This window comes from Mesoterricola sediminis (genome assembly GCF_030295425.1).
Classification (GTDB): domain Bacteria; phylum Acidobacteriota; class Holophagae; order Holophagales; family Holophagaceae; genus Mesoterricola; species Mesoterricola sediminis.
Map to the genome: position 1 here is coordinate 1,363,834 of NZ_AP027081.1, position 25,723 is coordinate 1,389,556.

Here is a 25,723-nt window from a genome sequence, read left to right on the forward strand (position 1 = left end):
CCTTCGCATGAGCAAGACTTCGACCCTTTTCCTCTGCGCCCTCGCGTTCGCGGGCGCGACCCAGGGCAGCGCGGCCGAGAGGGCCTTCTCCCTCGAACTCGGCCTGGCCCGGCCCACCAGCGACCTCAAGGAATACAACAACGGCACCACCGGCCTGGCCCTGGGCGGCGCCTTCCAGGTCGACCTGGGCGACGGGCACCTGCTCCGGCCCCGCATCAGCCTGACCCGGTTCCAGGAGACCACGGGCTACTACGCCCTGAGCCAGGCGGCCCTGGCCGTGGACTACCTCTACTTCCTCGAAGGCCGCGCCGAGCGGGGCTTCTACGTGGACGGTGGCCTCGGCATCGCTTCCAACCGCTACACCTGCAGCACCAACCCCATATACGCCCAGGCCGACGAGAGGCCCGTGTTCAGCGTCGGCGCGGGCTACCAGTTCAACCGCGCCTGGGGCGTCGAGTTCCGCGCCAGCGCCTCCAAGTTCACGGACCGCACCACCGTCAACGCCGTCTCCAACGTCCAGTTCCTGGATGTCCTCGCCACCTACCGGTTCTAGGTTCGCCCGAATCTTCGAGTCCCAGTCCGGGGACCCGCCCGTGGCGGGCGGGACCCCGCGTGCTGCCCGGAGCGGGGAGGGGCAGGGTCCCTCCGCCGGATGAACCGGGCGACAGGCCTTTGGCCGTCAGGCCAGGTCGAAGAGCAGGACCTCGGCCCCCGTGGCGGCGTGGATCCGCACGGAGGACTCCCCTTCGAGGGCGGCCCCGTCGCCGGCGCCCAGGCCCACGCCGTTCACCTCCACCCGCCCCCGGGCGACCTGGACCCAGGCGGCGCGGCCCGGGGCCAGGTCCAGGGCCACCTGGCGTCCCGCCTCCAGGTCGGCCACGTGGAGCCGGGCGTCGGTGCGCCATGCCAGGGAGCCTTCCGCCCCGTCGGGGCTGGCCAGGAGGGCCCAGCGGTTCCGGCGCCCCTCCTCCGGGAAGGCGCGCTGCTCGTAGCCGGGCGTCAGGCCCTCCCGTTCGGGGAACAGCCAGATCTGGAGGAAGTGGACCCGCTCCGAGGCCGAGGCGTTGTATTCGCTGTGGCGGATGCCGGACCCCGCCGACATGCGCTGCGCGTCCCCGGGCCGGAGCACGCCCTCGTTGCCGGTGCTGTCCCGGTGGGCCAGGGCGCCCTCCAGGACCCACGTGAGGATCTCCATGTCCCGGTGGCCGTGGGTGCCGAAACCCTGGCCGGGCTGCACCACGTCCTCGTTGAGCACCCGCAGGGCGTGGAAGCTCAGGTGGGCCGGGTCCTGGTACTGGCCGAAGGCGAAGGAATGGCGGGTGTCGAGCCAGCCGAAATCGAAGTGACCGCGTTCGTTCGAGGGGCGAAGGGTGATCATGGGAACCTCCCAATTCCAATATAGGTGTTCAAACATCTTTTTCAAGACCCCGGATGCGTCCCCTCTGGATGGAGGTGCCCATTGACACGGAAAATAATTAATTAATATTGTTCCCAGCTTCCCTCAGGGACCTCACCAAGGAGCCGCCCATGGCATCGCCTTTCCGGAAAACCCTTCTTCTCGCCGCGGTCGCCTTCGCGAGCGTTTCCTCCGCCGTTCTGCAAGCAGCCACGCCCGGGGTCCCCTCGGTTCTGGGCCAGGACAAAGGCAAATGGTGCATCGTCGAAAATAACACCCGCAAGGGCATCGCCCTCAACATCACGGACAAGATCATCTCCGTGGGGGATATCCTTGTCGTGTCTTCGGATGGCACCCAGACGAAGTTGACCAACAACAAGGGCAACGCGATCCTGGCGCCCGGGACGAACAAGGTCTACTTCGACACGACAGGCAAGAGCTATGCCGTCAAATTCCAGATCGGTACGACCCAGTTCCGCGTCTCGATCGACCCCGCGGGGAACGAGAAGCTGGAGGTGGGCAGCTCCGACGGCCTCGCCAACGAGCGGGTCACGGTGCACATGAGCGGGTTCCGGAACGCTTCCGGCGGCACCTTCCTCGAACTCAACTGACCCCGGGGCCGGCAACGCACGCCCGGCCTTCCCCCACAACCCACCTCTCCTCGCCTTGCCCGGGCCCTGCGCCGCGCCCGCAGGTCGCGCTGCGGGAACCGGGCCGAGGCCGGGTCTGGGAGCTGGGATGCTAACCCTTTCATCAATAGGGGTTCTTCGCCCCAAAGCCGCCGGCCCCGTTTCGCACCCTGGCCCCGGGATGGAAAGTGACCTAACTTGAAGGCGATCAGGAGGTCGCCAATGATCAGCCGGGTGATCGTGGGGGTGGATTTTTCGGACGCGTCGCGGGCCGCCCTGTCCAGGGCGAGCGCCTGGGCCCACCGTCTGGGGGTTCCGCTCGTGGTGGTGCATGTCCTCCAGCCGCCGGCCCCCATGCTGCCCGAGGCCCAGATCGCCCTGCCGGACCCCGCCTGGCTGCAGTCCATGGAGGCCCATGCCCGGGAGCACCTCCTCCAGTGGCTGGAGCCCTTCGGCGAGGCGGCCGTGGAGGTGAAGTGGGGCAGCCCCGCCGAGGAACTGGTGGGCATGGCCGACAAGGACGCCCTCCTCGTGGTGGCCCAGGTGGGCCACTCCCGCATCGAGCGCCTGCTCTTCGGCAGCACCGCGGCCCGCGTCGTCAAGCACGCGCCCTGCGATGTCCTGGTGGTCCGGGAGGGGGCTGCATCCTAGGGCGAAGTGCGGCAAACTCCTTGAATGCAGTCACAACCCCTTCATGACCTGACCCCCTCCAAGCGCTGCGACTGGCTGGACCTCATCCGCGGATGGGCGGTGATCGTCATGATCGAGGTCCACTGCGTGAATGTGTGGCTTCACAAGGGCCTCATACCCGAGTGGCTGAACTACCTGAACGGGCTCGTGGCCCCCTCCTTCATCCTGGCCTCGGGCTACAGCCTGGCCCTGTCCACCTTCCGCCCGGACGGGACCCTCCGGCCCTTCGGCCCCACGGCTCGGCGCCTGGGTTTCATCCTCCTCTGCGCCTACCTGCTCCACGCCCCGGGCCTGACCCTGGCCGAATGGACGGTGCTGGCCACCCCCCAGAAATACCGGGAGCTCTTCAAGATCGATGTGCTCCAATGCATCGTCTATTCCCTGCTCATCCTCCAGGGTCTGGCCCGCCTGATCCGGCGGCCCGCGGCCTATGCCTGGGTGGCCGGGACCCTGGCCGTGGGGTGCGCCCTGGCGGCCCCCTACGTCTGGCAGCAGGGCGTCGCCGACGGCTGGTGGATGCCCATCCGCGGCCTCGTGAACGGCAACCCCGACCGGGGCGTGACCGCCCTCTTCCCGCTCTTCACCTGGTTCTCCTTCGCGGCCTTCGGGAGCGTCCTGGGGGTGCTCTACCGCCACGTGCGGGTGCTCCCCGTGGCGGGGCGGGCCCGGTGGACCGAGGCGCGGTGGCTGGGCGCCCTGGCCCTGGCGGGGCTGCTCTGCCTGGCCTGGGGCACATGGAAGGGCAAGACCTGGCTCTGGGGCGGGCCCTGGGCGGACTGGGAACTGGGCCGGCTCCACAACCACACCCTCCCCAGCGTCCTCCAGCGCATGGGTTTCATCTGCCTGGGCGGGGCGTTCCTGGGCTGGTTCGAGGCCGTCCGGCCCCGCCTCCCGGGCCCCAATCCGGTCATGGCCGCCAGCCGCGAATCCCTCCTCCTCTACCTGCTCCACCTCAACCTGATCTTCGGCCTGCTCCTGGCCGACCCCATCCGGCTGCGCACGGGCTGGGACTGGTACGCCCTGGGCTGGGCGGGGACCCTCACCCTCACCGCCCTCCTCATCGGCCTCAACCTGGCGGCGGGCATCGGCTGGCAGCGGGTCCGCAAGGATCCCGCCCGGGCCTGGCGCCTTCAGCGGGCGGGCCTCATGGCCCTGGGCGTGTGGTTCGTGGCGGGCGGGTGGATCACCTACCACCACTTCCGCCGGAGCCCCGAACTGGCCACCGAGCCGTACGCCTTCCTGCCCGCGGCGCGGGCGCGGAAGGGCCTGCCCCCCACCCCCGACGGCCTCAGCCGCGATCCCCGCGAGGCCGCGCGGGAGAAGGCCCGGCTGCGGGGGAAGCTCACGCCGGAGGAGCGGCGCCTGCTAGACTCGAAGGGTGAGTGAACCTGCGAGTAGCACCCCGGGGCATTGGCTGGCGGCCCTCATGGCGGCCGTTATCCTCTATCGGGCCCTGGTGGCGGCCCTCCTCGAGGCCCACCACGCCTTGCCGTCCCTGCAGCGGCGCCGCCTCCTGGAGGAAGCCGCCTTCCCGGACCCGAGGCTGGCCCGCCTTCTGGAGAAGCCCCAGGCCCTGGGCCTGGCCATCTCCCTGTGGAACCAGGCCCTGCTCGTGATCCTCCTGGGCCTGGCGTGGCCCCTGGCCCAGGGGCTGCCGGGCCGGGGCTTCACCTTCGCCGTCCTGGCCCTGGCCTACATCTGGACCCTCGACCTGGCCCTCCCCACCCTCGTGGTGGCCAGCGAGCCCGCCACCTGGATCTCCCGCCTCTTCCGCTTCTACGCGCCGGTCCACCCCGTCCTCGCGCCCCTGGCCGAGCCTCTCGCCCGTTTCGTGGAGCGCCGCCGCGCCGACCACGACCGCACCCGGGTGGAGGAGGACGACCAGGTCCCCGAGGAGGCCGTGACCGCCCTCCTGGAGGAGGGCGAGGCCGAGGGCATCCTGGAGGAGGAGGACCGGGAACTCATCCGCAACGTGGTGGAGTTCGGGGACACCGTCGTCCGCGAGGTGATGACCCCCCGCACCCAGGTCCAGGGCGTGCCCCTCACGGCCACCCGGGCCGAGGCCTGGGAGGCCTTCCGCAGCTGCCGCCATTCCCGCCTGCCGCTCTTCGACGGCACCATCGACCTGGTGGTGGGGATCCTCCTCCTCAAGGACCTCATGCAGGTGGAGGGGGACGGCCCCCTGGATCTGCGGAGCCTGGCCAAGCCCCCGCTCTTCGTGCCGGAGAGCAAGAACATCGGCCAGCTCCTGCGCGAGATGCAGCGCAGCCGCCAGCAGCTCGCCGTCGTCGTCGACGAGTTCGGCGCCGTCTCGGGCATCGCCACCCTGGAGGACCTCCTGGAGGAGGTCTTCGGGGAGATCCACGACGAGCACGAGCTCCAGGCGGAGCAGGTGGACCTGGGCGACGGGGAGTACCTCCTCTCCGGGCAGACCCACGTGGACGACCTGGAGGCGATCACCGGCGTGGCCTGCGAGCGGGACGGGTTCGACACCCTCGGGGGCCTCGTCATGGCCCGCCTCGGCCGCATCCCCGAGCAGGGCGAGGCCCTGGAGCTCCCCGGCCTGCGCCTCACCGTCTCCCGCATGGAAGGGCGGCGCATCCTCCTCGTCCACGTGACCGTGAAGGCCTGAATCAGCCCAGGTGCTTCTGGATCTTCCCGAGCAGGCGCGCGAATTCCACGGGCTTGCTCTCGAAGTCCGTGCAGCCGGCCTCCAGGGCCTTCTCCCGGTCGCTCGTCATGGCGTGGGCGGTGAGGGCGATGATGGGCAGCGTCCGGCATTCGGGGCGGGCCCGGAGCCGGCGGGTGGCCTCGTAGCCGTCCAGCTTGGGCAGGCTGATGTCCATGAGGACGAGGTCGGGCGAGGCCGCCAGCGCCAGCGCCACCGCCTCTTCGCCGTCCTCGGCGAACACCACCTCGTAGCCACGCCTCGCCAGCAGCCTCGACAGGCTGTCCCGGTTCATCTCGTTGTCTTCCACGAGCAGGATCTTGGCCATGGGGTGCGCCTCAGGGCATGCCCCAGTCTAGCAAGGTTCCTCCCGCCCCCGCGCTTGATCGCCCAGGAAATTCGGGCCAATCTGGAAGGCCGGAGAGAAGATGCTGAGACGAATCATCGCCTTCGCGGCGCTGGCGGCGATCCCCGCCGTGTTTTTCGCGATCCGCCGCGCCGAGGGCCGGCGGCTGGTGCCCCAGCCCAGGGGGATGGTGCTCGGCCTCTACGCGGGCCTGCCCGACTACGACTACCGGGAGGAGCTGAAGCGCATCCAGGGCACCGGCGCCACCTGCGTGAGCCTCCAGGCCATCTACCGCATGGAGACCTGGCACAGCAACGAGATCGTCCGGCACCCCACCAGCAGCCCCTCCGAGGCGGCCCTGCGGCGCACCTTCCGCCAGGCCCGGGAACTGCAGCTCCGCATGATGTTCTTCCCGACCATCAACCTGCGCGACGAGGCCGAGAACGAGACCTGGTGGCGGGGCAACATCCGCCCCGCGGACTGGGACGCCTGGTGGCGGAACTACACGGCCTTCAACGTCCATCTCGCCCGCATCGCCCAGGAGGAGGGCGTGGAGTGGTACTCGGTGGGCACCGAGATGGCGAGCACCCACCGCTTCCCGGACCAGTGGCGCGCCCTGGTGGCCGAGGTGCGGAAGGTCTTCAAGGGGAAGATCACCTACAGCGTCAATTTCGACAGCCACGACACCTTCACGTTCGGCGACTGCCTGGACGTGATCGGCATGAACACCTACGACCCCATCTCCAAGGACGAGGAGTACCCCAGCCCCGAGGCCATCCGGGACGCCTGGTGGTGGATCGTCTGCAAGGCCCGGACCCTCCATGCCCGCTTCGACCGGCCCGTCATGATCACCGAAGTGGGCTACCCCAGCGTCGCCCACGCCCACGTGGGCCCCTGGGACTTCCGCAGCGACAAGCCCCGGGACCTGGCGCTCCAGGACCTCCTGGTGGGCGGGGCCTTCAAGGTCCTGCGCAACTGGGGCGACGGCGCCGCGGTGTTCTACTACCTCTACGGCGAGAACCTGAACCAGAAGCCCGTGGGCGGCCCCGAGGACCGCACCTACGCTGTCTGGGGCAAGCCCGTGGAGCGGACGCTCCGGGACTACTTCGCCCAGCCCATCTTCGAGGGGCGCATCCCGGCCACGGCGCGGGACCGGCACGAGGCCCTGGTCCAGACCCTCGCCAGCGATCTCCGCAAGGAGCGGGACTACGAGGACGGGGCGCTCCCCGCCTGGGCCCGGGCCTGGATGGAGGCCCATCCCGACGACGCCCGGGAGGCCCGGGCCGCCATCGCCGGCGAGCCGGTGCCGGCGAAGAAGATCCCCAAGGGCAGGGAACGGTAGGAGCATGAAGGCATGATCCCGTCCGCCGGAAGCCCCGCCCTCAAGACCGCCCTCATCGTCGAGGACGAGCAGTCCACCCTGCGCTTCTACATGACGGGGCTCAAGGGCCTGCACGAGTTCCGCCTGCTCTCCGCCGTCAACGGCCAGGAGGCCCTGGACGTGCTGCGGGACACGCCCGTGGACGTGGTGGTGACGGACCTGAACATGCCGGTCATGGACGGCTACAGCCTCATCGCGGTCCTGGCCGAGCGCTATCCCTCCCTGCCCATCATCGTCATCACCTCCGTGGCCGAACCGGGCATGCGCGAGCAGGCCCTCCAGCTGGGGGCCCTCCGGGTGATCCCCAAGCCGCCCCGGCTCTCGGCCGTCATGGAGACCCTCCGTTCCGCCGTGTCCGTGCCGCCCCAGGGCCTGGTGCGGGGCATCGGCCTGGGCAGCGTCCTCCAGCTGCTGAACTGGGAGCGCCGATCGGCCACGCTGACCGTGCGCTCGGAAGAAGGCACGGGCCACCTCTACGTGAAGGAGGGCGAGCTGGTCCACGCCCTGTTCGGGCGGGAGGAGGGGTTGCCCGCCGCCTACCGGATCCTCGGCTGGGAGCACGTCCAGGCCGAGTTTGTTTTCACCTGCAAGATGCAGCCCACCATCGACCTGCCCCTGCCCGAGCTCCTCATGAACCTGGCCTTCGTCCGGGACACCCAGCGCATGGGCCAGCCCGGGGCCGGCGAGGCCCACGACGAACGCTGGCACGGCTGACATGCGCATCCTGCTCGCTCGTCATGGGGAGACCGCCTGGAATGTGGAAGGCCGCCACCAGGGGCAGACCTTCGACATCCCCCTGTCCCCCGTGGGCCGCGACCAGGCCGCGGCCCTGGGCCGCCGCCTGGAGGGCCTGCCGGTGGCCCGGGCCGTCAGCTCCCCCCTCCTGCGGGCCCGCCAGACTGCCGAACTGGCCCTGGGCGACCGCCGCGACCGCCTGACCCTGGATCCGCGGCTGGTGGAGATCTCCCACGGAACCTGGGAGGGCCGCCTGGCCACGGAGATCGAGTCCGAACAGCCGGACCTGCGCCGGGCCTGGCGGGAAACGCCCCACCAGGTGCGCCTGCCGGGGGGCGAATCCTTCCAGGATGTGACCGACCGGGCGTGGCCGGCCTTCCTGGACGCCTGTGCCGGCCTGGAACGGGAGGACATCGCCTTCATCATGACCCACGACGGCGTCAACCGGGCCCTCCTGGCGAAGATCCTGGGACTGGATCTCAGCCGCGTGTGGGCCTTCCGGCAGGCCGCGACCTGCCTGAACCTCCTGGAGGGCGATAGACCGGACAGACTGCAGGTCGTCCGGCTCAACGACGCGAGCCATCTGGTCGATCTTTTCGGCGAGGTGGTCCACCGAAAGCTCTAGCGTCCGCGTGCGGAAGTTTGCGAAAATTCGTCATCGCCGATTGGTGGTTTTTTTTCCCGGGAACCCCTCAACCAGGAAGGATCTATGTCCCAGCTCAAGCCTTTCAGGGCCTACCGTCCCAAGCCTGAACTGGCCGCCCAGGTGGCGGCCGTTCCGTACGACGTCATCAACACGGAGGAGGCGCGCCAGCTGGCGGCTGGCAACACCGTCTCCTTCCTCCACGTGGGCCGGCCCGAGATCGACCTCCCCGAGGGCGTCGACGTGCACGCCGACGAGGTGTACGCCATGGGCGTGCGCAACCTCCAGCGCATGATCGGCGACCGCACCCTCATCCACGAAGGCACGCCCTGCCTCTACATCTACCAGCAGCGCATGGGCGACCACGTCCAGGCCGGCCTGGTCGGGCTCTGCAGCGTGAAGGAGTACGAGGAGGGCGCGATCAAGCGCCACGAGTACACCCGGAAGGACAAGGAGGACGACCGCACCCGCCACGTCACCGAGCAGCAGGCCAACGCCGAGCCCGTCTTCCTCTGCTACCGCGCCGTGCCCTACATCGACTCGCTGGTCGACAAGATCCGCCTCCAGAAGCCCATCTACGACGTCGTCACCCCCGACGGCATCGGGCACACGGTGTGGATCGTCAGCGAGGAGACCCACATCTACACGCTGAACCACCTCTTCGACGCCATCCCCGCGATGTACATCGCCGACGGCCACCACCGCACCGCCGCGGCCATCCGCTACGGGCAGGCCCGCCGCGCCGCGAACCCCGGGGGCAACGGCGAGGAGAGCTACGAGAGCTTCATGGCTGTCGTCTTCCCCCACAACCAGCTCAAGATCATGGACTACAACCGCGTCGTGAAGGACCTGAACGGCCTGACCGAGGCCGCCTTCCTGGCCAAGGTCGGCGAGGCCTTCGACGTCGCCCCCGCGGCGGACCGCAATCCCAAGGCCGCCACCGAGTTCGGCATGTTCCTGGGCGGCAAGTGGTACGCCCTCAAGGCCAAGCCGGGCTCCTTCCCCGCCGAGGATCCCGTCAGGAGCCTGGACGTGAGCATCCTGCAGGAGAACCTCCTCGCGCCCATCCTCGGCATCCAGGATCCGCGCACCGACACCCGCATCGATTTCGTCGGCGGCATCCGCGGCATGGACGAGCTCGAGAAGCGCGTGAACAACGGCTGGGCCGTCGCCTTCAGCATGTTCCCCACCAGCCTGGAGCAGCTCATGGACGTGGCCGACGCCGGCCAGATCATGCCGCCCAAGTCGACCTGGTTCGAGCCGAAGCTCCGCTCCGGCCTCCTGGTCCGGCTCTACGAGGACTAGCGGAAAAGGGGCCGCCTCCGCCCCCGGCGGCGGCCCCCCTTTTTTTGTCCATTCATTCAAGGAGGTTTTCATGAAGATTCTCATCGCGGACGCCTTCGACGCGTCCCTCCCCAAGCGGCTCGAGCCCTTCGGCGAAGTCTTCACCGACATGGGGCGCCTCGCCGAGGCCAACGTCCTCCTGATCCGCTCCAAGACGACCGTCACTGCCGACCTCGTCGAGAAGGCCCCCAACCTCAAGCTCGTCATCCGCGGCGGCGTGGGGCTGGACAACGTGGACAAGGAGGCCTGCAAGGCCAAGGGCATCCAGGTCATGAACACGCCCGCCGCCAGCAGCGTGGCGGTGGCCGAGATGGCCATGGCCTTCATGGTCGCCATTCCGGCCCGGCTCCTCGAGGCCCACATGGCCATGAAGGAGGGCAAGTTCCCCAAGAACGAGCTGAAGCGCACCGAGCTCTTCCGCAAGACCCTGGGCCTCATCGGCGCCGGCGCCATCGCCACCGAGGTCGCCAAGCGCGCCCAGGCCTTCGGGATGAAGGTCGTCGCCTACGATCCCTTCCTCCAGGGCCACCCCATCGCCGAGCTCAAGAGCCTGGACGAGGTGCTGAAGGAAGCCGACGTCATCAGCATCCACACCCCGCTCACCGACCAGACCCGGGGCATGTTCAACGCCGAGACCATCGCCAAGATGAAGGACGGCGTCATCATCGTGAACACCGGCCGCGGCAAGGTGATCGTCGAGAAGGACATGGCCGCCGCCCTGGAGGCCGGGAAGGTGCGGGCCTACGGAACGGACGTGTGGTTCAGCGATCCCCCGCCGGCCGACTGCCCTCTCCTCACCGCCAAGAACGTCTTCATGGCCCCGCACCTGGGCGCCAGCAGCAAGGAGAACCTTCTCCGCATCGGCGACATCGTGGTGGAGATCCTCTCCCAGTTCAAGATCTAGGAGCATCGAGATGACCAAGCGCACCATCAACTTCTACGCCGGCCCCGCCGGCCTGCCCCTCCCCGCCCTGGAAAGGGCCAAGGAGGAACTCGTCGACTTCGCCGGCACCGGCATGTCGGTCATGGAGATCAGCCACCGCTCCAAGGAGTACGACGCCGTCCACGAGGAGGCCCTCGCCCTCACCCGCGAGCTCCTGGACATCCCCGCCAACTACAAGGTCATCCTCCTGCAGGGCGGCGCCCACCTGTCCTTCGGCATGATCCCCCTCAACTGGCTGCGGGGCGAGCACAAGGCCGACTACATCGTCACCGGCAACTGGGCCGAGAAGGCCTACAAGGAAGCCAAGCTGGTGGGCGGTGAGGACCGCGTTCGCCTGGCCGGGAGCACCAAGGACCAGAAGTTCGCCCGCCTCCCCAAGGCCTCCGAGCTGAAGCTCAACAAGGACAGCCTCTTCGTGCACTTCACCTCCAACAACACCGTGGAGGGCACCCAGTGGCAGGCGTTCCCCGAGACCGGCGGCATCCCCTACGTGTGCGACATGTCGTCGGACATCATGTGGCGCCCCTTCGACGTCTCCAAGTTCGGCATGATCTACGCCGGCGCCCAGAAGAACCTCGGCCCCTCCGGCGTCACCCTCCACATCGTCTCCGACGAGTTCCTGGAGAAGGCCCAGGCCGCTGACCTGCCCAGCTACCTGCGCTACAAGCTGCACGCCGAAAAGAACAGCCTCTACAACACCCCGCCCACCTTCGGCATCTACATCCTGCGGAACGTGCTGGCCTACAACAAGTCCATCGGCGGCCTCAAGGCCATCGAGGCCAACAACCGCAAGAAGGGCGACCTCCTCTACGGCTGCATCGACCGCCACGCCGGGTTCTTCAAGCCCTTCGTGACCGAGAAGGCCGACCGCTCCCTCATGAACGTGGACTTCTTCCTCCCCACCGAGGAACTGACGGACGCCTTCGTGAAGGAAGCCAAGAAGGAGGGCATGGTGGGCCTCAAGGGCTACCGCGACATCGGCGGCATCCGCGTGTCCACCTACAACGCCGTCACCGTGGAGAACGTCCAGACCCTGGTCGACTTCATGGAGACCTTCGTCAAGAAGAACGGCTGATCCCGTCCGCCGCCCGGAAGAGGGACGCCCTCCGGGGCGTCCCTTTTCCGTTCACAGCTGCGGCAGGTCCATGTAGTCGTAAGGATTCAGCTTCCAGTCGTCGGGATCCTCGTTGCCGACGATGCCGTCGCCCTGGGCGCCGGGGGCGGCCAGGTCCAGGTCGAAGGGATCCACCTGGACGCGGCGCCGGCAGTCGTAGACCACGCGCACCCGGGGCGTCAGCAGGCCTTCCCGGCTCTGCTCCAGGATCACCGCCAACTGCTCGCTCTCCAGCCGCACGAGGGAGGCCACGGGATAGATGCCCAGCGCGTGGATGAAGTGCTGCACCAGCTCCTCGTCCATGTGCGGCTCGGCCGTGGTGGAACTGTCGCTCCACTCGTAGATCTTGCGCAGGGCCGTCGGCGGCTCCATGCCCTTGTGGTAGATGCGGTTGCTGGTGATGGCGTCGTACACGTCCACGATGGCCGCCATGCGCCCCAGGAGGCTGATCTCCTGGCCCTTCTTGCGGAGGGGGTAACCGGTCCCGCAGAACTTCTCGTGGTGCTCGCCGGCCACCTGGATCACGGTCTCGCTGATGCCGGGGGTCTTGTGCAGCACCTCCAGACCCAGGTCCACGTGCTTCTTCATCACCGCGAACTCGGCCTCGGTGAGCTTCCCCGGCTTGTTGAGGATGTGGTCGGGCACCCGCATCTTCCCGATGTCGTGGAGCATGCCGCCGATCCCGGCCTCGTGGATGACGTCGGCGGGGAGGTCCATGGCGCGGCAGAACGAGATGAGCAGGGTGGCCACGCTGACGGAGTGCTGGAAGGTGTAGGTGTCCCCCTCCCGGATGCGGCAGAGGCTGACCAGGGTGCCCGGGTTGCGGAGGATCGATTCGGTGATCTGGCTGACCACGGGCTCCACCCGCTCCACCTTGATCTGCTTGCCCAGGCGGACGTCCTCCAGGACCGAATGGATGACCTTGTTGGCCTCCTTCTGGATCTCCTTGGCGAAGACCATCTCCTCCTGGTGGGAAGTGCGGGCGGGCGCGGGGGCCGGGGCGGCCGCGACGGGCGAGTGGAGGATCTTCTCCTGCACCTCCTGGACCACCTGCTCCCGGGTGGGCGCCACCACGTCGTCCAGCACGTCGATGCCCTTGAGGGTGTCGATGTACACCTCGGTGATGCCGCTGCGGGCGATCTTCTCCAGGTCCGCCTCCCGGCGGAGCATGAAGCTGTTGCGGAGGAAACTGTGGTCCATCCACCCGCAATTGAGGTCATGGATGAACATCCCCAGCCGCAGGTCCTGCTTCTTCACCTTCTTGATCATCGGTTGTCCGTTCAGGCGTTCCCGATTCCAATCTAGCGGTGGCTTTCAAGGGTGTCACATGAAACTTTGACGGGGCATCGGAGGTAGACACTGCCTCGATGGAGCCGCCGTGAATGTCCCTCTGACCGCCCTGGCCCTGGCCATCTTCCTGCCCCTGTCCGGCGGCGCCCGGCGCCCGAAGGCGCCCGCCTCCCCCGTGGACCTCAACGCCGCCACGGCCACCGAACTGGTCCAGCTCCCGGGGGTGGGCCCGGGCATCGCCGCGCGCATCGTGGCCCACCGCAAGGCCCACGGCCCCTTCCGGCGCCCCGAGGACCTCCTGGAGGTCCGGGGCCTGGGGAACCGGGTCTTCCAGCGCCTGCGCCCCCACGTGACGGTGGGGCCGTGAGGGCCCGGGGCCATTCGCTGGCCGAGGCCTCCGTCGTCCTGGCCGTCCTGGGGGTGCTGGCCCTGGCCGCCCTCGCGGGCTTCTCCCCGGGCCGGTCCGCCCTGGCCCCCGCCGGCCTGGAAATGCGGGGCCTGCTGGAGCAGACCCGCCTCCTGGCCCTGGCCCGGGGCCGCGGGGTCCATGCGCGGCCCAAGGGGGGCGGGGGGGAGGTGGCGCCCCTGCGCCTTCCGGGCGGCCTCCGGTGGGGCGCGCCGCCGAACCTGCGGAGCCTGCCGCCCCGCATGGAACGCCCCGCCCGGGCCCTCCTCGCCGGGGAGGCCCATCCCCTCGCCACCTACGGGCCCGGCGGCACCGCCAACGCCGGCTGCTGGTTCCTCACCGATGGGCGGGACGCCCTGTGCTTCCGCCTGGCCAACGAGGGCGTCCTCCGCCGTTTCCGGTACCGGTCCGCCGCCGGGACCTGGGTGGAGGACTGACATGCGCATCGCCGACCTGAGCCCCGAGCAGCGTCCCCGGGAACGCCTCCTGGGCGGCCGCGGAGACGAACTGGGCGACGCCGAAGTGCTGGCCCTCCTGTGGGGCACGGGCACCCGGGGGCTGGGCGCCGTGGACCTGGCCCACGCGCTCCTGGCCCGCCACGGCGGCCTGAAGGGCCTCCTGGGCCTCGGACCGCGGGAGTGGGCCGCCTGCGAGGGCCTGGGCCCGGCCAAGGCCGGCCAGCTCTGGGCGGCCGTGGAACTGGGGCGCCGCCTGAACCGTGGGCCGGGCCCCCTGCGCCTGGGCTCCCCCCAGGCCGCAGGCGCCTATCTCCTTGATCGGTGCGCGGGGTGGGCCGAGGAGCGCTTCGGCCTCCTGGCCCTGAACGTGAAGGGCGTCCTCCTCGCCGATCGCATCCTCAGCCAGGGCACCGCCAGCGCCACCCTCGTCTCCCCCCGGGAGTTCTACCGGGAGGCCCTGCGCTTCGGCGCCGTGAGCGCCATCGGCTTCCACAACCACCCCAGCGGCGAGCCCCAGCCCAGCCACGAGGACCGCCGGCTCACCCGCGCCCTCCGCGAGGCGGGCCATGCCCTCGGCGTCCCCCTCGTCGACCACATCGTCGTCGGCGCCCGGACCTTCCACAGCTTCCGGGCCTCGGAAGGCTGGGCCTAGGATCGATCCTTCCGGTACAGACATGACATGCGACTTCCGCCTGCGGGCCACAGGGCCCGTGGCGATGGACGTGCGCAGCTGGAGACAAAGCGATCCTCCAGGATCTCCTGGAGCCTGCTTTGTAAGCGTCAGGCCGCCCGAGTCCCGTCAAGTGATGTAGCAAGAGCGGCCAGCGAAGCGCCGCCGTACCCGTATGATCCGATTTCAATGAAATGCTGCTGCTGATGGACCTTTGGCCGGGGCGGTGTGGGAAACGCGCCAGCGTTTTCCAGGCGAAGCCCGCGGGTGTTGGAAGGTTGTGGACCCGAAGGGCGCCCCGCAGGGGCGTTGCCTGTGGACCCGGAGGGCGGTCCGGAGGCCCGTTTCGCGCAGCGAAATCCAGCGGGCAATCCATCAGCCTTTCCATGCCCGCGCACCGCCCCGGCCGGGTGGGTCGCGACCTCGCCCCAGGGCCATCACGCCTTCACCTTCAAGTAAGGGAACCGGGCAGAAACCCACTCAGCATGCTGGTCCGCGAGCAACGAGCCCAGAAGGCGCAGCACCGCGGCCCGGTTCGGAAAGATGCCCACCACGTCGGATCGCCGGCGAAGCTCACGGTTCTCCCGTTCCAGCACGTTGGTCGAGTGGATCTTTCGCCAGTGGGCTTTGGGGAAATCCATGTAGACCAGGACGTCCTCCACCGCCTCGTCCAGCAGGGCCGAGAAGCCGGGGTGCTTGCGCTGGGTATCCAGGGCCAGGGCTGCGAACAACCGCTGCGCATCCTCCTTGCAGGGCGCCTGGTAGGCCTGCTTCAGGCGGTCCAGAAGCTCCTCCTGCGCCGCCTTGGGCAACCGCGTCGCTGCATTCCGCATGAAATGAACCCGGCACCGCTGCCAGGAGACACCGTTCAGGACCCGCCGCACCGCTGCCCTCGGCGGGCACAAGCTGGCCTGCGAACATGGCGACTTTGAGCGGATCGCCTACAACTCCTGCAGAGACCGGCACTGCCCCAAGTGCCAGGCCCTGGCTCAGGAGAAGTGGATCGCCGCACGGAGCCGACGGATCCTCGCCCTCGGCCACTTCCACGTGGTGTTCACCCTGCCGGCGGAACTGCGGTCCCTGGCCCGGCTTCACCCGGCTGTGGTCTATCAGGCCATGCTGCGCGCCGTGGCGGACACCCTCCTGGAACTGGGTCGGACCCGCAAGGGCCTGACCTTCGGCCTGACCCTGATCCTGCACACCTGGACCCGGGAACTGGCCTTCCATCCCCACGTCCACGTGCTGGTCAGCGCCGGTGGCCTGGGCCTGGATGGCAGCAGCTTCATCCGGCTCAAGCACCGTTACCTGTTCCCGCTGAAGATGCTGGGCGACGTGTTCCGAGGCAAGGTCCTGGCTGCGTTGGGGGCCGCCCGGGATTCGGGCAAGTTCCCGGAGCGGACCGAAGCCGCCTACGCCCAGTTGATCGCGCAGGTGAAGGAGAAGCGCTGGATCGCCTACGTCAAAAGGCCGTTCCGCAAGTCCGCCCACGTGCTCCAGTATCTCGGGCGCTACACCCACCGGGTGGGTATCGCCAACTCCCGGCTGATGGACGTCACGAATGACCAGGTGACCTTCCGCACCAAATTTGGCCGCACCGCGAGCCTGGAACCTGTGGCCTTCCTCCACCGTCTGGTCCAGCACGTGCTTCCCCAGGGCTTCCGCAAAATCCGCCATGCGGGTCTCTATGCCTCTGCCAAACCCGGGGGCCCCCTGGACCAGGCCCGGCAAGCTCTGGGCGAGACAACGCTGCCTCCCTCGCCTCCCCCAGAGACTTGGCTGGAGCAACAAATGCGCGCTTGTCCCGTCTGCGGCGGCATGGTCCGCCGGGTCCGGCTGGAACCCACCGCCCCCCGGGCACCGCCCATGGATGAGGCCCAATGCTGACCGTCCCCACAACGACCAGGCAGTCCCTCGTCGCCACCTGCCATCAGGACGGGTTGGGAGGGGTCTGCTCATGGACAGGAGCGGAACCATCGTTGGCCGGAAGAGGCCAGGAATCGAGGGTCATGGAGATGATGATCGAGGCGTTCCGGCCATTCTCCGGTGGCCTGCCGAGCTCGATTTGCCCATAGCAGTCCGATCGCGCCGGCCCCTACCGCTCCGGGCCTGTTCAAGACCGCTAATCAACCGAGGGGTGGGCTGCCAGGGCGCCTACCCACGGCGGCGCCTGGGTCCCGCCACCCCGATTTGCTAACTATTTCTGGAGGCATCTGATCGGGAGCGTGGAGGCCGTCAGGCGCAGCAGAAATGGGCTCGAAGCAGGACCAGCCGATCGATGGCAAGGTCGGTCCTCCCGAACTTGTAGGCCGCCTGGCCTGCCGGGGAACGGATTTTGGATCGCATGGTTGTCGCCTCCATGGCAGCCAATCTAGGCCTTTGGCCATGTGGTACAAGTGCTCATCGCGAACTTCCTCGCGACGCCGTAATCAAGGGAAATCGCAACTTAAGCAGCGTGAATTCAATTGTTAGTACATGTGGAAACCCAAGGGTGGGCCCCGATGGATCCCTGGATCCTACGGTTCTGGTACCAATGGCACCTCAATCATCGGAAGCCATGGATCATCAGTAATAATTTGCAACTTACACCTTGGGAAAATTTTCAGCGTGTGGTCTACGGTGATTATCAATTTATGGCTGGTGGCATTCTCGCCATTATTTGTGCCTACAATCTTCAGCCAGGCCTCGGGTGGCGAGATGAAAAGTATCCGGAAAGGCTTCCCATCCGTTCTTCGAACTTCAAGAGGATCTAAATTGAAAAAATCGCTGGAATCATCGGTCTGCCGCCTGGCAATCAAAAACCTCGGTTGAACAGTGAAGGGGGACTTGCGGGTCCAGTGGACCTTGAGCGAGGTGGTGACGTCAGCTGTTTTCGCGAGGCGGAAGGGAATTTCAAAATTCCCCTCGAGCTGGCCATCGGGGATTTCCTTCTCCAGGAACGGAAAAAACACCTCGGCGATTTCCGGGTCCAAGCCTTGCCGAATGGAGACGTTTGGGTTCGGTTGGCCAAGGTTCTGGCGGTTGTAGATCAGCTTTTGCTCTGGTTGTCTGAACCGAGCCAGCGCCTTGACGAGGCGGGACTCCCCATGGGTCAAATCAAGGATGGTAAGGACGGGTGGAGACCAAAGGACCTCTGGTAGAATCTCTCCTAAAATATGGATTTTGACGGTTCGGAGGCCTTCACTTCCCCTTCTCGGATAGGGCAACAATGTAAGTCTTGCAGTCTCCGACACGGGGCCGTATCGGTTCTGCAAATCCAATTTCAATTGGATAGGAAGTTCTTCGCCAGGAAGAACGGGCCCTGAGTCGGCATGCGCTTGTAAACATCCGCAACTTACCTCGATTCCTGCAACCGTCCAGGTCTCTTCGGAATCGTTACGGAGTAAGTATTCACCCTCCCACTCCTGGATCATCTGGGTTTTGCCAAAATCATGCTTCACGCTGATTTCGGGTGGAGGATCTCCTCGGCAAATGTCCTGGTTGAAGCACATTAAAATTGTCAAACCACACGCCATGAACTTCACTTTACACCTATGACGCCGAGAATTTTCTGTTTCAGGGTCCTGCCCTTTCCTTCCGTGGCCCCTTCCGTTGAGTAATAAATCAAATTCTCATCAGCCTTAAAGCGCCAATTCCAATTCCACATATCTGCGGCTGATGAAATGCGGTCAGGGAAGTTTTCTGGCCTGGCTTCTTGTTTCACAGAACCGGTTTTTGGATCGAGCAGCCACCAGGTAATAAATGGGAACTGTTTGAGGTTTTGATCGCGAATATATTCCGTATCAAAATACCATTTTTTGATTTTTTCGGAATTGGTGGCAATTTCAATGGGAAAATTGTCATTGAAGGCCTGTCCAGCTTGTTCGACTGCTTGCTGGGAACGGGTTGCCACAAGAATGTATCCGTCTTTCCTTACTTGGGCACCCAGACCCACGTATGGATATGAGAACGCGCCTTCCCGATGTAAGGCAGACTCATCAATAAAATCGAAAATCCGAATTTGTCGCTCAAATTTGCCGTCCTCTGCCCGGAAAACCAGGAACCATCCGATACTTTCGTATCCGACTATGACATGATCAGGAGTCCTTAATAAGGCTGGCGTAATGAGCATCAAATTGGGATAATTGGTTTTAGCATCGCCTTCCTCATCAATGGTTTCTTGCCAATATGCTTTGCCTAATCCGATTGAAACCCCCTCTTTCTGTACAAATTCTTTTCGGTCATTCTTTGCGAGGATGCCGATAGGGGAGTACCCACCTTGGAATTTAAAGACGGGCCGAAAAGTAGTCACCAAAAAGTTGCCATTGCCAAGCTTAAAAAAGCCGGTAATAGCCTTGCGCCTGCTTCTGAAGTTGCCAATCTCCTGCCATCCGGTCTCACCAACAATGGATCTTTCCAAAATCCTGTACATGAACCGTGATGCGATTTCGCCCTTTGCCAATTTCTGGCCTTGAACGCCTTCCAAGGTAAGTGCGAACGCCTTTCCATCCAAAACGTCTCGCTTGATGGTCTTGGCCGGCAGAATGATCGATCGCTCTATTTTGCCATTAATGCTTTCTATTTTGAATAAACTGTCTGCACCTCCTTCGCCAGCAACAGCCCCCCGCGAAAGGTCGTGATAAATAACTCCATTGCCCCAGATAACGGGCCTTGAAGGAGGTGGGTTCTGCCCATTCAGGATGCTCACTGCTATCGCAGTGGTTCCTGAAACCATTTTCGCGAGGGTCTGGTGTTTGCTCATTTTCGCCCTTGTTTTCGACTAGCCGCCAATCACACGATCACAATATTCTTCTGCCTCCTTCAAAGTGAGTGTTTGCTTTTTTCCCGTTGAAGTGTCGACCCAGAGGACCGTTCCGTCTGAAGATGCGTGACAGTATATTCCGGCATACGCCGGAATAGTGCCAGCTATGAATGCGGTGATTCCAATGATTCCAAGGATGCGCTTTCTGCTTATTATGTTTCCTTGTTGAAATGAGTGAATGAAGTTGACCTATGAGTGAAAACACTGGTGGGTGACTCGATCATATACAAATTGCAGATCATAGCCCAAAACTTGGCTTTCAAATTTGCAAAAAGGAGTAGGGCGTTCGAAGGCACAGATTGGAAATCGACAAAGGGATGGGGGCTTCCGGCTTGGACCCCAAGAGAAGATTGAAAAAGACAAGAAGTCTGGGAAGTCTACAATTATTGGGGTGCCACACTGGACCGCATTGAAGAATTTTGGTTTTAGATGGAGTTTGATCACGCGTCCTTCTAGTTACTCAAATTCCAAACTTCGAAGGCTGGTCCTCAATGGCTCCCACAGCTTCTCCTGGCGCCAACCATAGGAACGCTGGGACGTGCGGTTGCGGAAGTACTTTGTGTTGGCGAAGGAGTAATGGATATAGCGGGCGAGTACCTGCATAGAGGCGTCCGAAGGGCTGTCTGATGGTTGATTCTGACAATACCACCTGGCGCACGGAATGGGTTCGAGGAAGTTTGCATTTAAGCCCCCTTGCTGGGGCCAGATCATTAGCAATTCTGGTGGTGGGTACCGGGGGACAACTCATTTACAAGGCCATAAAATGTATTACGCATAGCTGCCAAAACACTGGCTTTGAGGAGGCAATATTTTTTGGAGCTATTAAATTGGCTCAAATGAACAATTCGGGAGCTCGTGCAATCCGCCTGCGGTGAATCTCCGAAAACCCAATACCCATGAGGGTTTGGTACCAGTGCGGTCGGTTGATCGGTGGCACCTAGCGGGTGACCCGAAGGGGAATCAAGTTCATCAAGTTAGAGAAGATGGAACTGGTTGGAAGAACAGGGCTTGCCTTGGCGGGTTGGGTTCTGGACCGCTGCACGGCCCTGGGCAAGGCTCTCACCCGGCAGTTCCCCACGCGGACCGGAGCTTTGCCGACCGGCGGCGTGGCCTTGGCCTACGTCGCCTCCCCCTGCACAGGGAGGAGCGACTTCGTGGCCGTCTCGACCCTGGAGGACAAGGTGCTCGCCTCGGAGAGCCTGGGTCTTCAGGCCTTCCCCTCGCCGGACATCGTCCGGCAGCGGCTGGACGAGGGGGTGGACCTCAACCTGCCCTACGTCCAGAAAGCCACCGACGACCTCCGGCGCAAGCGCAAGTCCCCGATCACCGCCCTCTCCACCGGGCAGGTGGCGCTGGACGTCGACGTAACCCCCCTGGACTACTCCAACACCAAGAAGGAAGGCCTCGGCTGGACCTACCAGCAATTCGAGGGCTGCGCGCCCATCGCCGCCTAGCTGGGCGAGAAGGGCTGGGCCCTGGCCTCGAATGGAGGGAGGGGACCCAGCACGCGCCGGAAGGAGACCCCCGCGTTCCTGGCCTGGTGAGCGCCCTAGCCAAGCCACGGGTGAGCGGGAGGAGGATCCTGCTCCACATGGATACCCAACGACGCCCTGGAGAACTGCGCCCTGGCTGCCGAGGAAGGCGTCGACAGCCTGATCAAGCACAATGGGCGCTCGGAGAACTTGGAGGTCTGGGCGGACAAGGCCGCGGCCATGCCGGAATCCGCCTGGAGCCACCCCCGGGAAGGGAAGCGGGTGGTGCGCTTCCCGGAGGGGATGGAACGAACGGTGACGTTCAAAGGCGAGGAAATGGGTGTTCGCTACCGGATGGAGTTGGAGGTCTCCGAGCGCATGCCAGACGCCAAGGACCATGCCCTGCTCCTGCCCCTGGTGGAGGTAGACACCTGGATCACCAGCCTGGACTTGCCGGAGGGCGAGGTGATCGCTCTCTACCGGGACAGCGGCACGAGGGCAAGCGCCGCCGCATGGGGACGGTGATCCAGGAACTGCTGTGCGTGGCGGCACGGGTCGTTCACCACGCGGGCCAGGTGGCCTAAACGTTCGGGCGGACCTGCCTGGCCTTCGACCGGCTTGTCCTGCGCCGAACCCATTTCTGCAGCGTCTGAGGACCTCCACGCTCCCGATCGGAGGCCTCCAGAAACCCCCGGCGTCAGGCCGGAGGCCCATCCAGAATTCGGGGCATCCCACCCAACGCCTCTATTTCCCGGCCATCGAAGGGACCGTAAAGGTGCGAAGGCGGCCTCGCCATCCCCGGGTGCCGGTCGCACGGATGGAAAACGCGCTGTCGATAACCGATTCCAGGGGCAAGGGTTCGGGGGCATCCTGGCTGCCGAGGCGATGGCCATGGCTGCCCATTCCGAAGCAGCGTCCTGCACCAGGGTCGTTGATACAAAGGGCCCCATCGCCGGGGCCTTTCATGAGCGCCACGGATTCATGGCACTGCCAAGCCACCCCATGACCTGCTTCTTTCCCCTGGCCAACCTCCCGTAACCGCCACCACGTACGACCCCATCGTCGTCGGCGCCCGGGCCACATGGAAGGTCCGAGGAAAAACCGAGATCCAATATTCACTCATATCAATTGTTATGGTCGAAGGGGGCCGGCTGTGCGATCGTTGGGACTCACCAGGAAGGCCATGGACCCCCAGCACCCCAGCTACTTGACGGGCAATCACGCCATCGACGTCCAGCACGCGCGGATCTATCGGCTCCTGGAGGCGTTGAACGTCGCGCTGGAGGGCGGGCAGGGGCTTCCGGAGGCCAAGCGCATCCTGGCCGCCCTCTCCCTCTTCGTGGTCGCCCACTTCCGGATGGAGGAGGCGGTCATGGAGCAGGCCGGCTGTCCCGACCTGGAGCGCCACCGGGTGGACCACGCCGACATCGCCTGCCGGGTCGAATCCATGGTGGACGCCTTCCGGGAGGGGTGCCTGCGCCCCGAGGCCCTCGCGGCCTTCATGAGCGACTGGGTGGACCGGCACATCGAGGCCTACGACAACCCCATGGCGCGCTTCCTGGCGGGGCAGGGGGCCGCCACTCCCGCCGCGGGCCCGGACCGGCCCCGGGCCACGCGGGATCTGGCCGCCCCCTGATTCCCGGGGAGCGGGTCAGGCCTCCGGCTTCCGCGCGGCCTTCAGGGCCGCGGCCACGGCCTCGGCCAACTCGAGGCTGCGGAAGGGCTTGTGGAGGAAGGCCGAGATGCCGAGGGCATGGAGGTTCGCCAGGTCGTCCTTCTTGGAGAAGCCGGAACACATGATCACCGGCACCCGGGGATCCAGTTCGCGGATCTGCTGGAGGGCGGTGCGCCCGCCCATGACCGGCATGATCACGTCCAGGATGATCAGGTCGATCCCGCCCGCCGCCTCCCGGAACCGGGCCAGGCCCTCCGAGCCGTTCTCCGCCGTCAGCACCTGGTAGCCCTGCCGCTCCAGCATGGCCGTGGCGGACACCCGGATGATCTCCTCGTCGTCGATGAGGAGGATGGTGCCGGTGCCCTGCGCGTCCCAGGCGCCCTCCGCCGGGGCCTTCTTCACGGCGGGGGCCAGGGGCAGGAGGATGCGGAAGGTGGTGCCGCCTCCGACCCGGGATTCCACCGAAATGGCGCCGCGGTGGTCCCGGATCGTGCCGTAGACGGCGAAGAGGCCGAGGCCGGTGCCTTCGCCCTGCTCCTTCGTGGTGAAGAAGGGCTCGAAGATGCGATCCAGGAACTCGGGGGGGATGCCGGTGCCCGTGTCCTGGACCGTGACCTCCACGTGGGGGCCGGGTTCCAGGGGGAAGGTGGACTGGGCGCAGGCGGCCGCGTCCAGGTCCCGGTTCCCGAGATGGAACGTCAGGGTTCCGCCCTCCGGCATGGCGTGCCCGGCGTTGATGCCCAGGTTCAGGAAGGCGTTGAGGAGCATGGCGTCGTCGCCCGTCACCCAGGCGGTGCCGGGTTCCGCGACGATCCTGATCTGGACGGCCTTGTCCAGGGTGCGCTCCAGGATCTCGGTGGCGTCCTTCACGAGGGTCTCGACGTTCACCGGGGAGCTGACCTTGGGCGCCTTGCGCGAGAAGGCCAGCAGCTTGTGGGTGAGCCGCCCCGCGCGTTCCGCCGCGGAGATGATGAGGTTGAAGAGCCGCTCCCGGCTGGGATCCCCGCCCAGATCCCTGCGCAGCACCTCAGCGGCCCCGAGGATGCCGGCCAGGATGTTGTTGAAGTCGTGGGCGACGCCGCTCGCCAACTGGCCGACGGCCTCCAGTTTCTGGGACTGGTTCAGCTGCTCCGCCAGGTGCTTCTGCTCGGTGATGTCCACGAGGAAGCCGCTGATGAGCTCCTTCCCCGGATCGAGGTAGCAGTAGAGGGCGTGGAACCGCGGCCGGCCATCCACCAGGCGGATCCCGACCTCCTGCCCCATGACCCGCCCGGAGGCTTTGAGCCTGGCCACGTAGTCGTGGTAGGCGCCCAGGGAGGGCCACCGGGTCTCCGGATGGCCATAGTGGGCGTTGAGCTCCTCCAGGGTCTTGCAGTCGAACTGGCGCAGGGTCACCTGGTTGGCGAACTCGAAGGCCCCGTCCACCCGCACCCGGAACACGCCGATGGGCGAGTCCTCGACGATCTGGCGGTACCGGGCCTCGCTCACTTCAAGGGCCCGCTTCGTCCTGAGCTCGTCGGTGATGTCCCGGCCCTCGGACAGCAGGTGGGTGATGGTCCCGTTGCTGTCCCGGAGGGGGGAAACGGAGAGGTCGGTGATCCGGATGGCCCCGCCCCGGGCCCGGAAGGAGACCTCGCCGCGGAAGACCCCGCCATCGCGGGCCGTTTCGATCCCCTGGCGGACCTGGGCCTGGACCGCCTCGTCGTGGGTCCACCAGGCCAGGGTCCAGAAGGGACGGCCCACCACCGCCTCCAGCGACGCGTCGATCTGGTCCAGGGCGGTCCGGTTCGCGAATTCCAGATTGCCATCCATGGATAGGAGCGAATAGAACTGGAGCGAACCGTCGATGGCGTTCACCCGCAGGGCCTCGCTGTCCTGGACGGCCTTGAGGGAGGCGGCGATGTGCCGGGTCATGGCGTTGAAGGCTTCGGCCAGCCTCCGCAACTCGTCCGGCCCGGGAATGTGGATCTCGGTGCCGTAGTCGCCCCGGGCCACCGCTTCGGTGGCCTCCGTCAGGCGCTGGACCCGGCCGACCACCTGCAGGCGGACCAGGGCCAGCGTCGCCAGGATGCCCAGGAGGCAGAAGGCGGAGGCCCCCACCACCAGAAGGGCGATGCGGCGATCGGCCACAGCGGTCACGGCCTTTACGGGAACCGTGAGGATCACCCGCCACGGCTCCGCCGCCGACCCGACCTGGACCGTGGTGGTCGCGCACAGCAGGCCCTGGGAGGTCAGGAGGCTCTCGCGCTCGCGGCTGGACCCGATGGCCGCGGCGAGCTGCGCGTCCCGGGGATGCCCGACCAGGTGGGGCTGGGCCGTGGCACCGGCCACCACCCCCGCCTGGGAGAGGAAGTAGAGTCTGGCGGTGCCGTCGTACAGGTGGACCTGGTCCGCCAGGCGCTGGAGGTATTCCAGGCGGTAGTCCACCCCCGCGAGCCCCTTGAACCGGCCCTCGTGCAGGATGGGCACCACCAGGGAGGTCATGAAGGTCTGCTCGCCGCGCAGGGGATAGGCATAGGGCTCGATGACGTGCTCCCGCAGCGACCGCCTCGGGAGGAGGTAGTAGTCGCCGAGGCCGGGCGTCTCGTAGCCGAGGGCCGCCTCGCATCGCAGGGTGCCGTCCCCGGCCCGGTTCCACACGGGAATGAAGCGGCCCGTGGCGTCATGCAGGGGCTTGCCGGCGTACCGGGCGTCATGCCCGTCGAAGGCGTCGGGTTCCCACAGGGTGAAGATGTCCAGGAACTCGGAATGACGTTCCAGGATTCGGCGCATGATCGCGTGGGCCTCGTCCCGGGAGGCCCCGCCGGGGCGCTCGGCCAGGGCCCCGAGGGTCTGGGCCAGGACGCGGGAGACGTCCATGGCCTTGTTCATCTGGCTGTCCAGGATCCCCGCTTCTCGCCGGACGGAGGAAAGCAGCACCTCCCGGGCCGTGGCCATGGACTCGGTGCGGGTGACCCGGGCGAAGTACCCGATGAGGAGGGTGCACACCCCGCCCATGACCAGGCCGAACCCGAGGGAGAGCCGCAGTTGGAGGGAGGACTGCCACTTCATGGGGTGCCCCGGGA

The 25,723-nt window shown here is 66.2% G+C and carries 24 protein-coding genes and 1 pseudogene; 18 read left to right on the forward strand and 7 right to left on the reverse strand.

Features of this window, described 5'->3' with window-relative positions:
* Positions 1–7: 7 nt before the first annotated feature.
* Positions 8–553: an outer membrane beta-barrel protein gene (locus tag R2J75_RS05795; protein ID WP_243334094.1), complete on the forward strand. Its 546-nt coding sequence runs from the start codon at positions 8–10 to the stop codon at positions 551–553.
* 126 nt (positions 554–679) lie between these two features.
* Here R2J75_RS05795 and R2J75_RS05800 read toward each other — a convergent pair whose 3' ends face one another.
* The gene (locus R2J75_RS05800) at positions 680–1,378 is read right to left on the reverse strand and encodes a pirin family protein (RefSeq protein ID WP_243334096.1); all 699 of its coding nucleotides are present in this window, start codon (positions 1,376–1,378) and stop codon (positions 680–682) included.
* A 149-nt stretch (positions 1,379–1,527) separates the two neighbouring features.
* Here R2J75_RS05800 and R2J75_RS05805 point away from each other — a divergent pair, with 149 nt between their 5' ends.
* The 4 genes from R2J75_RS05805 to R2J75_RS05820 all read left to right on the forward strand — a co-directional run bounded on the left by R2J75_RS05805 (position 1,528) and on the right by R2J75_RS05820 (position 5,347).
* A complete protein-coding gene (locus tag R2J75_RS05805) occupies positions 1,528–2,007 on the forward strand; it encodes a hypothetical protein (RefSeq protein WP_316411241.1) in 480 nt (159 codons plus the stop codon).
* A 240-nt stretch (positions 2,008–2,247) separates the two neighbouring features.
* Positions 2,248–2,676, forward strand: coding sequence for a universal stress protein (locus R2J75_RS05810; protein WP_243334101.1), 429 nt, complete (start codon positions 2,248–2,250; stop codon positions 2,674–2,676).
* A gap of 24 nt (positions 2,677–2,700) precedes the next feature.
* Positions 2,701–4,101: a heparan-alpha-glucosaminide N-acetyltransferase domain-containing protein gene (locus R2J75_RS05815; protein WP_243334103.1), complete on the forward strand. Its 1,401-nt coding sequence runs from the start codon at positions 2,701–2,703 to the stop codon at positions 4,099–4,101.
* Positions 4,102–4,141: 40 nt separating this feature from the next.
* A complete protein-coding gene (locus tag R2J75_RS05820; RefSeq protein ID WP_243334105.1) occupies positions 4,142–5,347 on the forward strand; it encodes a hemolysin family protein in 1,206 nt (401 codons plus the stop codon).
* 1 nt (position 5,348) lies between these two features.
* Here R2J75_RS05820 and R2J75_RS05825 read toward each other — a convergent pair whose 3' ends face one another.
* The gene (locus R2J75_RS05825; protein WP_243334106.1) at positions 5,349–5,711 is read right to left on the reverse strand and encodes a response regulator; all 363 of its coding nucleotides are present in this window, start codon (positions 5,709–5,711) and stop codon (positions 5,349–5,351) included.
* Positions 5,712–5,811: 100 nt separating this feature from the next.
* Between R2J75_RS05825 and R2J75_RS05830 the strand changes: the two genes are divergently transcribed.
* The 6 genes from R2J75_RS05830 to serC all read left to right on the forward strand — a co-directional run bounded on the left by R2J75_RS05830 (position 5,812) and on the right by serC (position 11,850).
* Positions 5,812–7,071: a glycoside hydrolase family 113 gene (locus R2J75_RS05830; RefSeq protein WP_243334109.1), complete on the forward strand. Its 1,260-nt coding sequence runs from the start codon at positions 5,812–5,814 to the stop codon at positions 7,069–7,071.
* 12 nt (positions 7,072–7,083) lie between these two features.
* Entirely contained in the window at positions 7,084–7,824 is a 741-nt protein-coding gene (locus R2J75_RS05835; RefSeq protein WP_243334111.1) for a response regulator, read from the forward strand.
* A gap of 1 nt (position 7,825) precedes the next feature.
* Positions 7,826–8,470, forward strand: coding sequence for a histidine phosphatase family protein (locus R2J75_RS05840; RefSeq protein WP_316411243.1), 645 nt, complete (start codon positions 7,826–7,828; stop codon positions 8,468–8,470).
* A gap of 84 nt (positions 8,471–8,554) precedes the next feature.
* A complete protein-coding gene (locus R2J75_RS05845) occupies positions 8,555–9,793 on the forward strand; it encodes a DUF1015 domain-containing protein (protein ID WP_243334115.1) in 1,239 nt (412 codons plus the stop codon).
* Positions 9,794–9,863: 70 nt separating this feature from the next.
* Positions 9,864–10,736: a hydroxyacid dehydrogenase gene (locus R2J75_RS05850; RefSeq protein ID WP_243334118.1), complete on the forward strand. Its 873-nt coding sequence runs from the start codon at positions 9,864–9,866 to the stop codon at positions 10,734–10,736.
* Positions 10,737–10,746: 10 nt separating this feature from the next.
* A complete protein-coding gene (gene serC, locus R2J75_RS05855; protein WP_243334120.1) occupies positions 10,747–11,850 on the forward strand; it encodes a 3-phosphoserine/phosphohydroxythreonine transaminase in 1,104 nt (367 codons plus the stop codon).
* 51 nt (positions 11,851–11,901) lie between these two features.
* On the opposite strand, the gene R2J75_RS05860 is transcribed toward serC, so the two are convergent.
* Positions 11,902–13,158, reverse strand: a complete 1,257-nt coding sequence (locus R2J75_RS05860; RefSeq protein WP_243334122.1) for an HD-GYP domain-containing protein — start codon at positions 13,156–13,158, stop codon at positions 11,902–11,904.
* A gap of 109 nt (positions 13,159–13,267) precedes the next feature.
* Here R2J75_RS05860 and R2J75_RS05865 point away from each other — a divergent pair, with 109 nt between their 5' ends.
* From R2J75_RS05865 to R2J75_RS05875, 3 genes are read left to right on the forward strand one after another with little or no spacing between them, the layout of a single operon-like run.
* Complete coding sequence (locus R2J75_RS05865; RefSeq protein WP_243334124.1) at positions 13,268–13,546, forward strand: ComEA family DNA-binding protein; 279 nt, start codon at positions 13,268–13,270, stop codon at positions 13,544–13,546.
* Positions 13,543–14,022 carry a hypothetical protein gene (locus R2J75_RS05870; RefSeq protein WP_316411244.1) on the forward strand — a complete coding sequence of 160 codons (480 nt, stop codon included), beginning with the start codon at positions 13,543–13,545 and terminating at the stop codon, positions 14,020–14,022. Before R2J75_RS05865 ends, R2J75_RS05870 begins: the two co-directional genes overlap by 4 nt.
* Position 14,023: 1 nt before the next feature.
* Positions 14,024–14,695 (forward strand): JAB domain-containing protein, encoded by a 672-nt coding sequence (locus R2J75_RS05875; RefSeq protein ID WP_243334129.1) that lies wholly within the window; start codon positions 14,024–14,026, stop codon positions 14,693–14,695.
* A gap of 482 nt (positions 14,696–15,177) precedes the next feature.
* Here R2J75_RS05875 and R2J75_RS05880 read toward each other — a convergent pair.
* Positions 15,178–15,594, reverse strand: a pseudogene (locus R2J75_RS05880) (transposase); the annotation flags it as partial.
* 55 nt (positions 15,595–15,649) lie between these two features.
* Here R2J75_RS05880 and R2J75_RS05890 point away from each other — a divergent pair.
* Complete coding sequence (locus R2J75_RS05890; protein WP_449405576.1) at positions 15,650–16,597, forward strand: IS91 family transposase; 948 nt, start codon at positions 15,650–15,652, stop codon at positions 16,595–16,597.
* 629 nt (positions 16,598–17,226) lie between these two features.
* Here the strand turns inward: R2J75_RS05890 and R2J75_RS05895 are convergent.
* Both R2J75_RS05895 and R2J75_RS05900 read right to left on the reverse strand, forming a co-directional pair.
* On the reverse strand, positions 17,227–18,225 hold the full coding sequence (locus R2J75_RS05895; protein WP_316411602.1) for a DUF1573 domain-containing protein: 999 nt from the start codon (positions 18,223–18,225) through the stop codon (positions 17,227–17,229).
* A 5-nt stretch (positions 18,226–18,230) separates the two neighbouring features.
* Positions 18,231–19,451 carry a hypothetical protein gene (locus tag R2J75_RS05900; RefSeq protein WP_316411245.1) on the reverse strand — a complete coding sequence of 407 codons (1,221 nt, stop codon included), beginning with the start codon at positions 19,449–19,451 and terminating at the stop codon, positions 18,231–18,233.
* A gap of 1,073 nt (positions 19,452–20,524) precedes the next feature.
* On the opposite strand from R2J75_RS05900, the gene R2J75_RS05905 reads away from it, so the two are divergent.
* From R2J75_RS05905 to R2J75_RS05915, 3 genes are all read left to right on the forward strand, one after another.
* Entirely contained in the window at positions 20,525–20,965 is a 441-nt protein-coding gene (locus R2J75_RS05905; RefSeq protein ID WP_243333327.1) for a hypothetical protein, read from the forward strand.
* A gap of 228 nt (positions 20,966–21,193) precedes the next feature.
* The gene (locus R2J75_RS05910; RefSeq protein ID WP_316411246.1) at positions 21,194–21,508 is read left to right on the forward strand and encodes a hypothetical protein; all 315 of its coding nucleotides are present in this window, start codon (positions 21,194–21,196) and stop codon (positions 21,506–21,508) included.
* 658 nt (positions 21,509–22,166) lie between these two features.
* Positions 22,167–22,619, forward strand: coding sequence for a bacteriohemerythrin (locus R2J75_RS05915; RefSeq protein ID WP_316411247.1), 453 nt, complete (start codon positions 22,167–22,169; stop codon positions 22,617–22,619).
* A 15-nt stretch (positions 22,620–22,634) separates the two neighbouring features.
* Here the strand turns inward: R2J75_RS05915 and R2J75_RS05920 are convergent, their stop codons facing one another.
* Positions 22,635–25,709, reverse strand: coding sequence for a response regulator (locus tag R2J75_RS05920; protein WP_316411248.1), 3,075 nt, complete (start codon positions 25,707–25,709; stop codon positions 22,635–22,637).
* Positions 25,710–25,723: the final 14 nt, after the last annotated feature.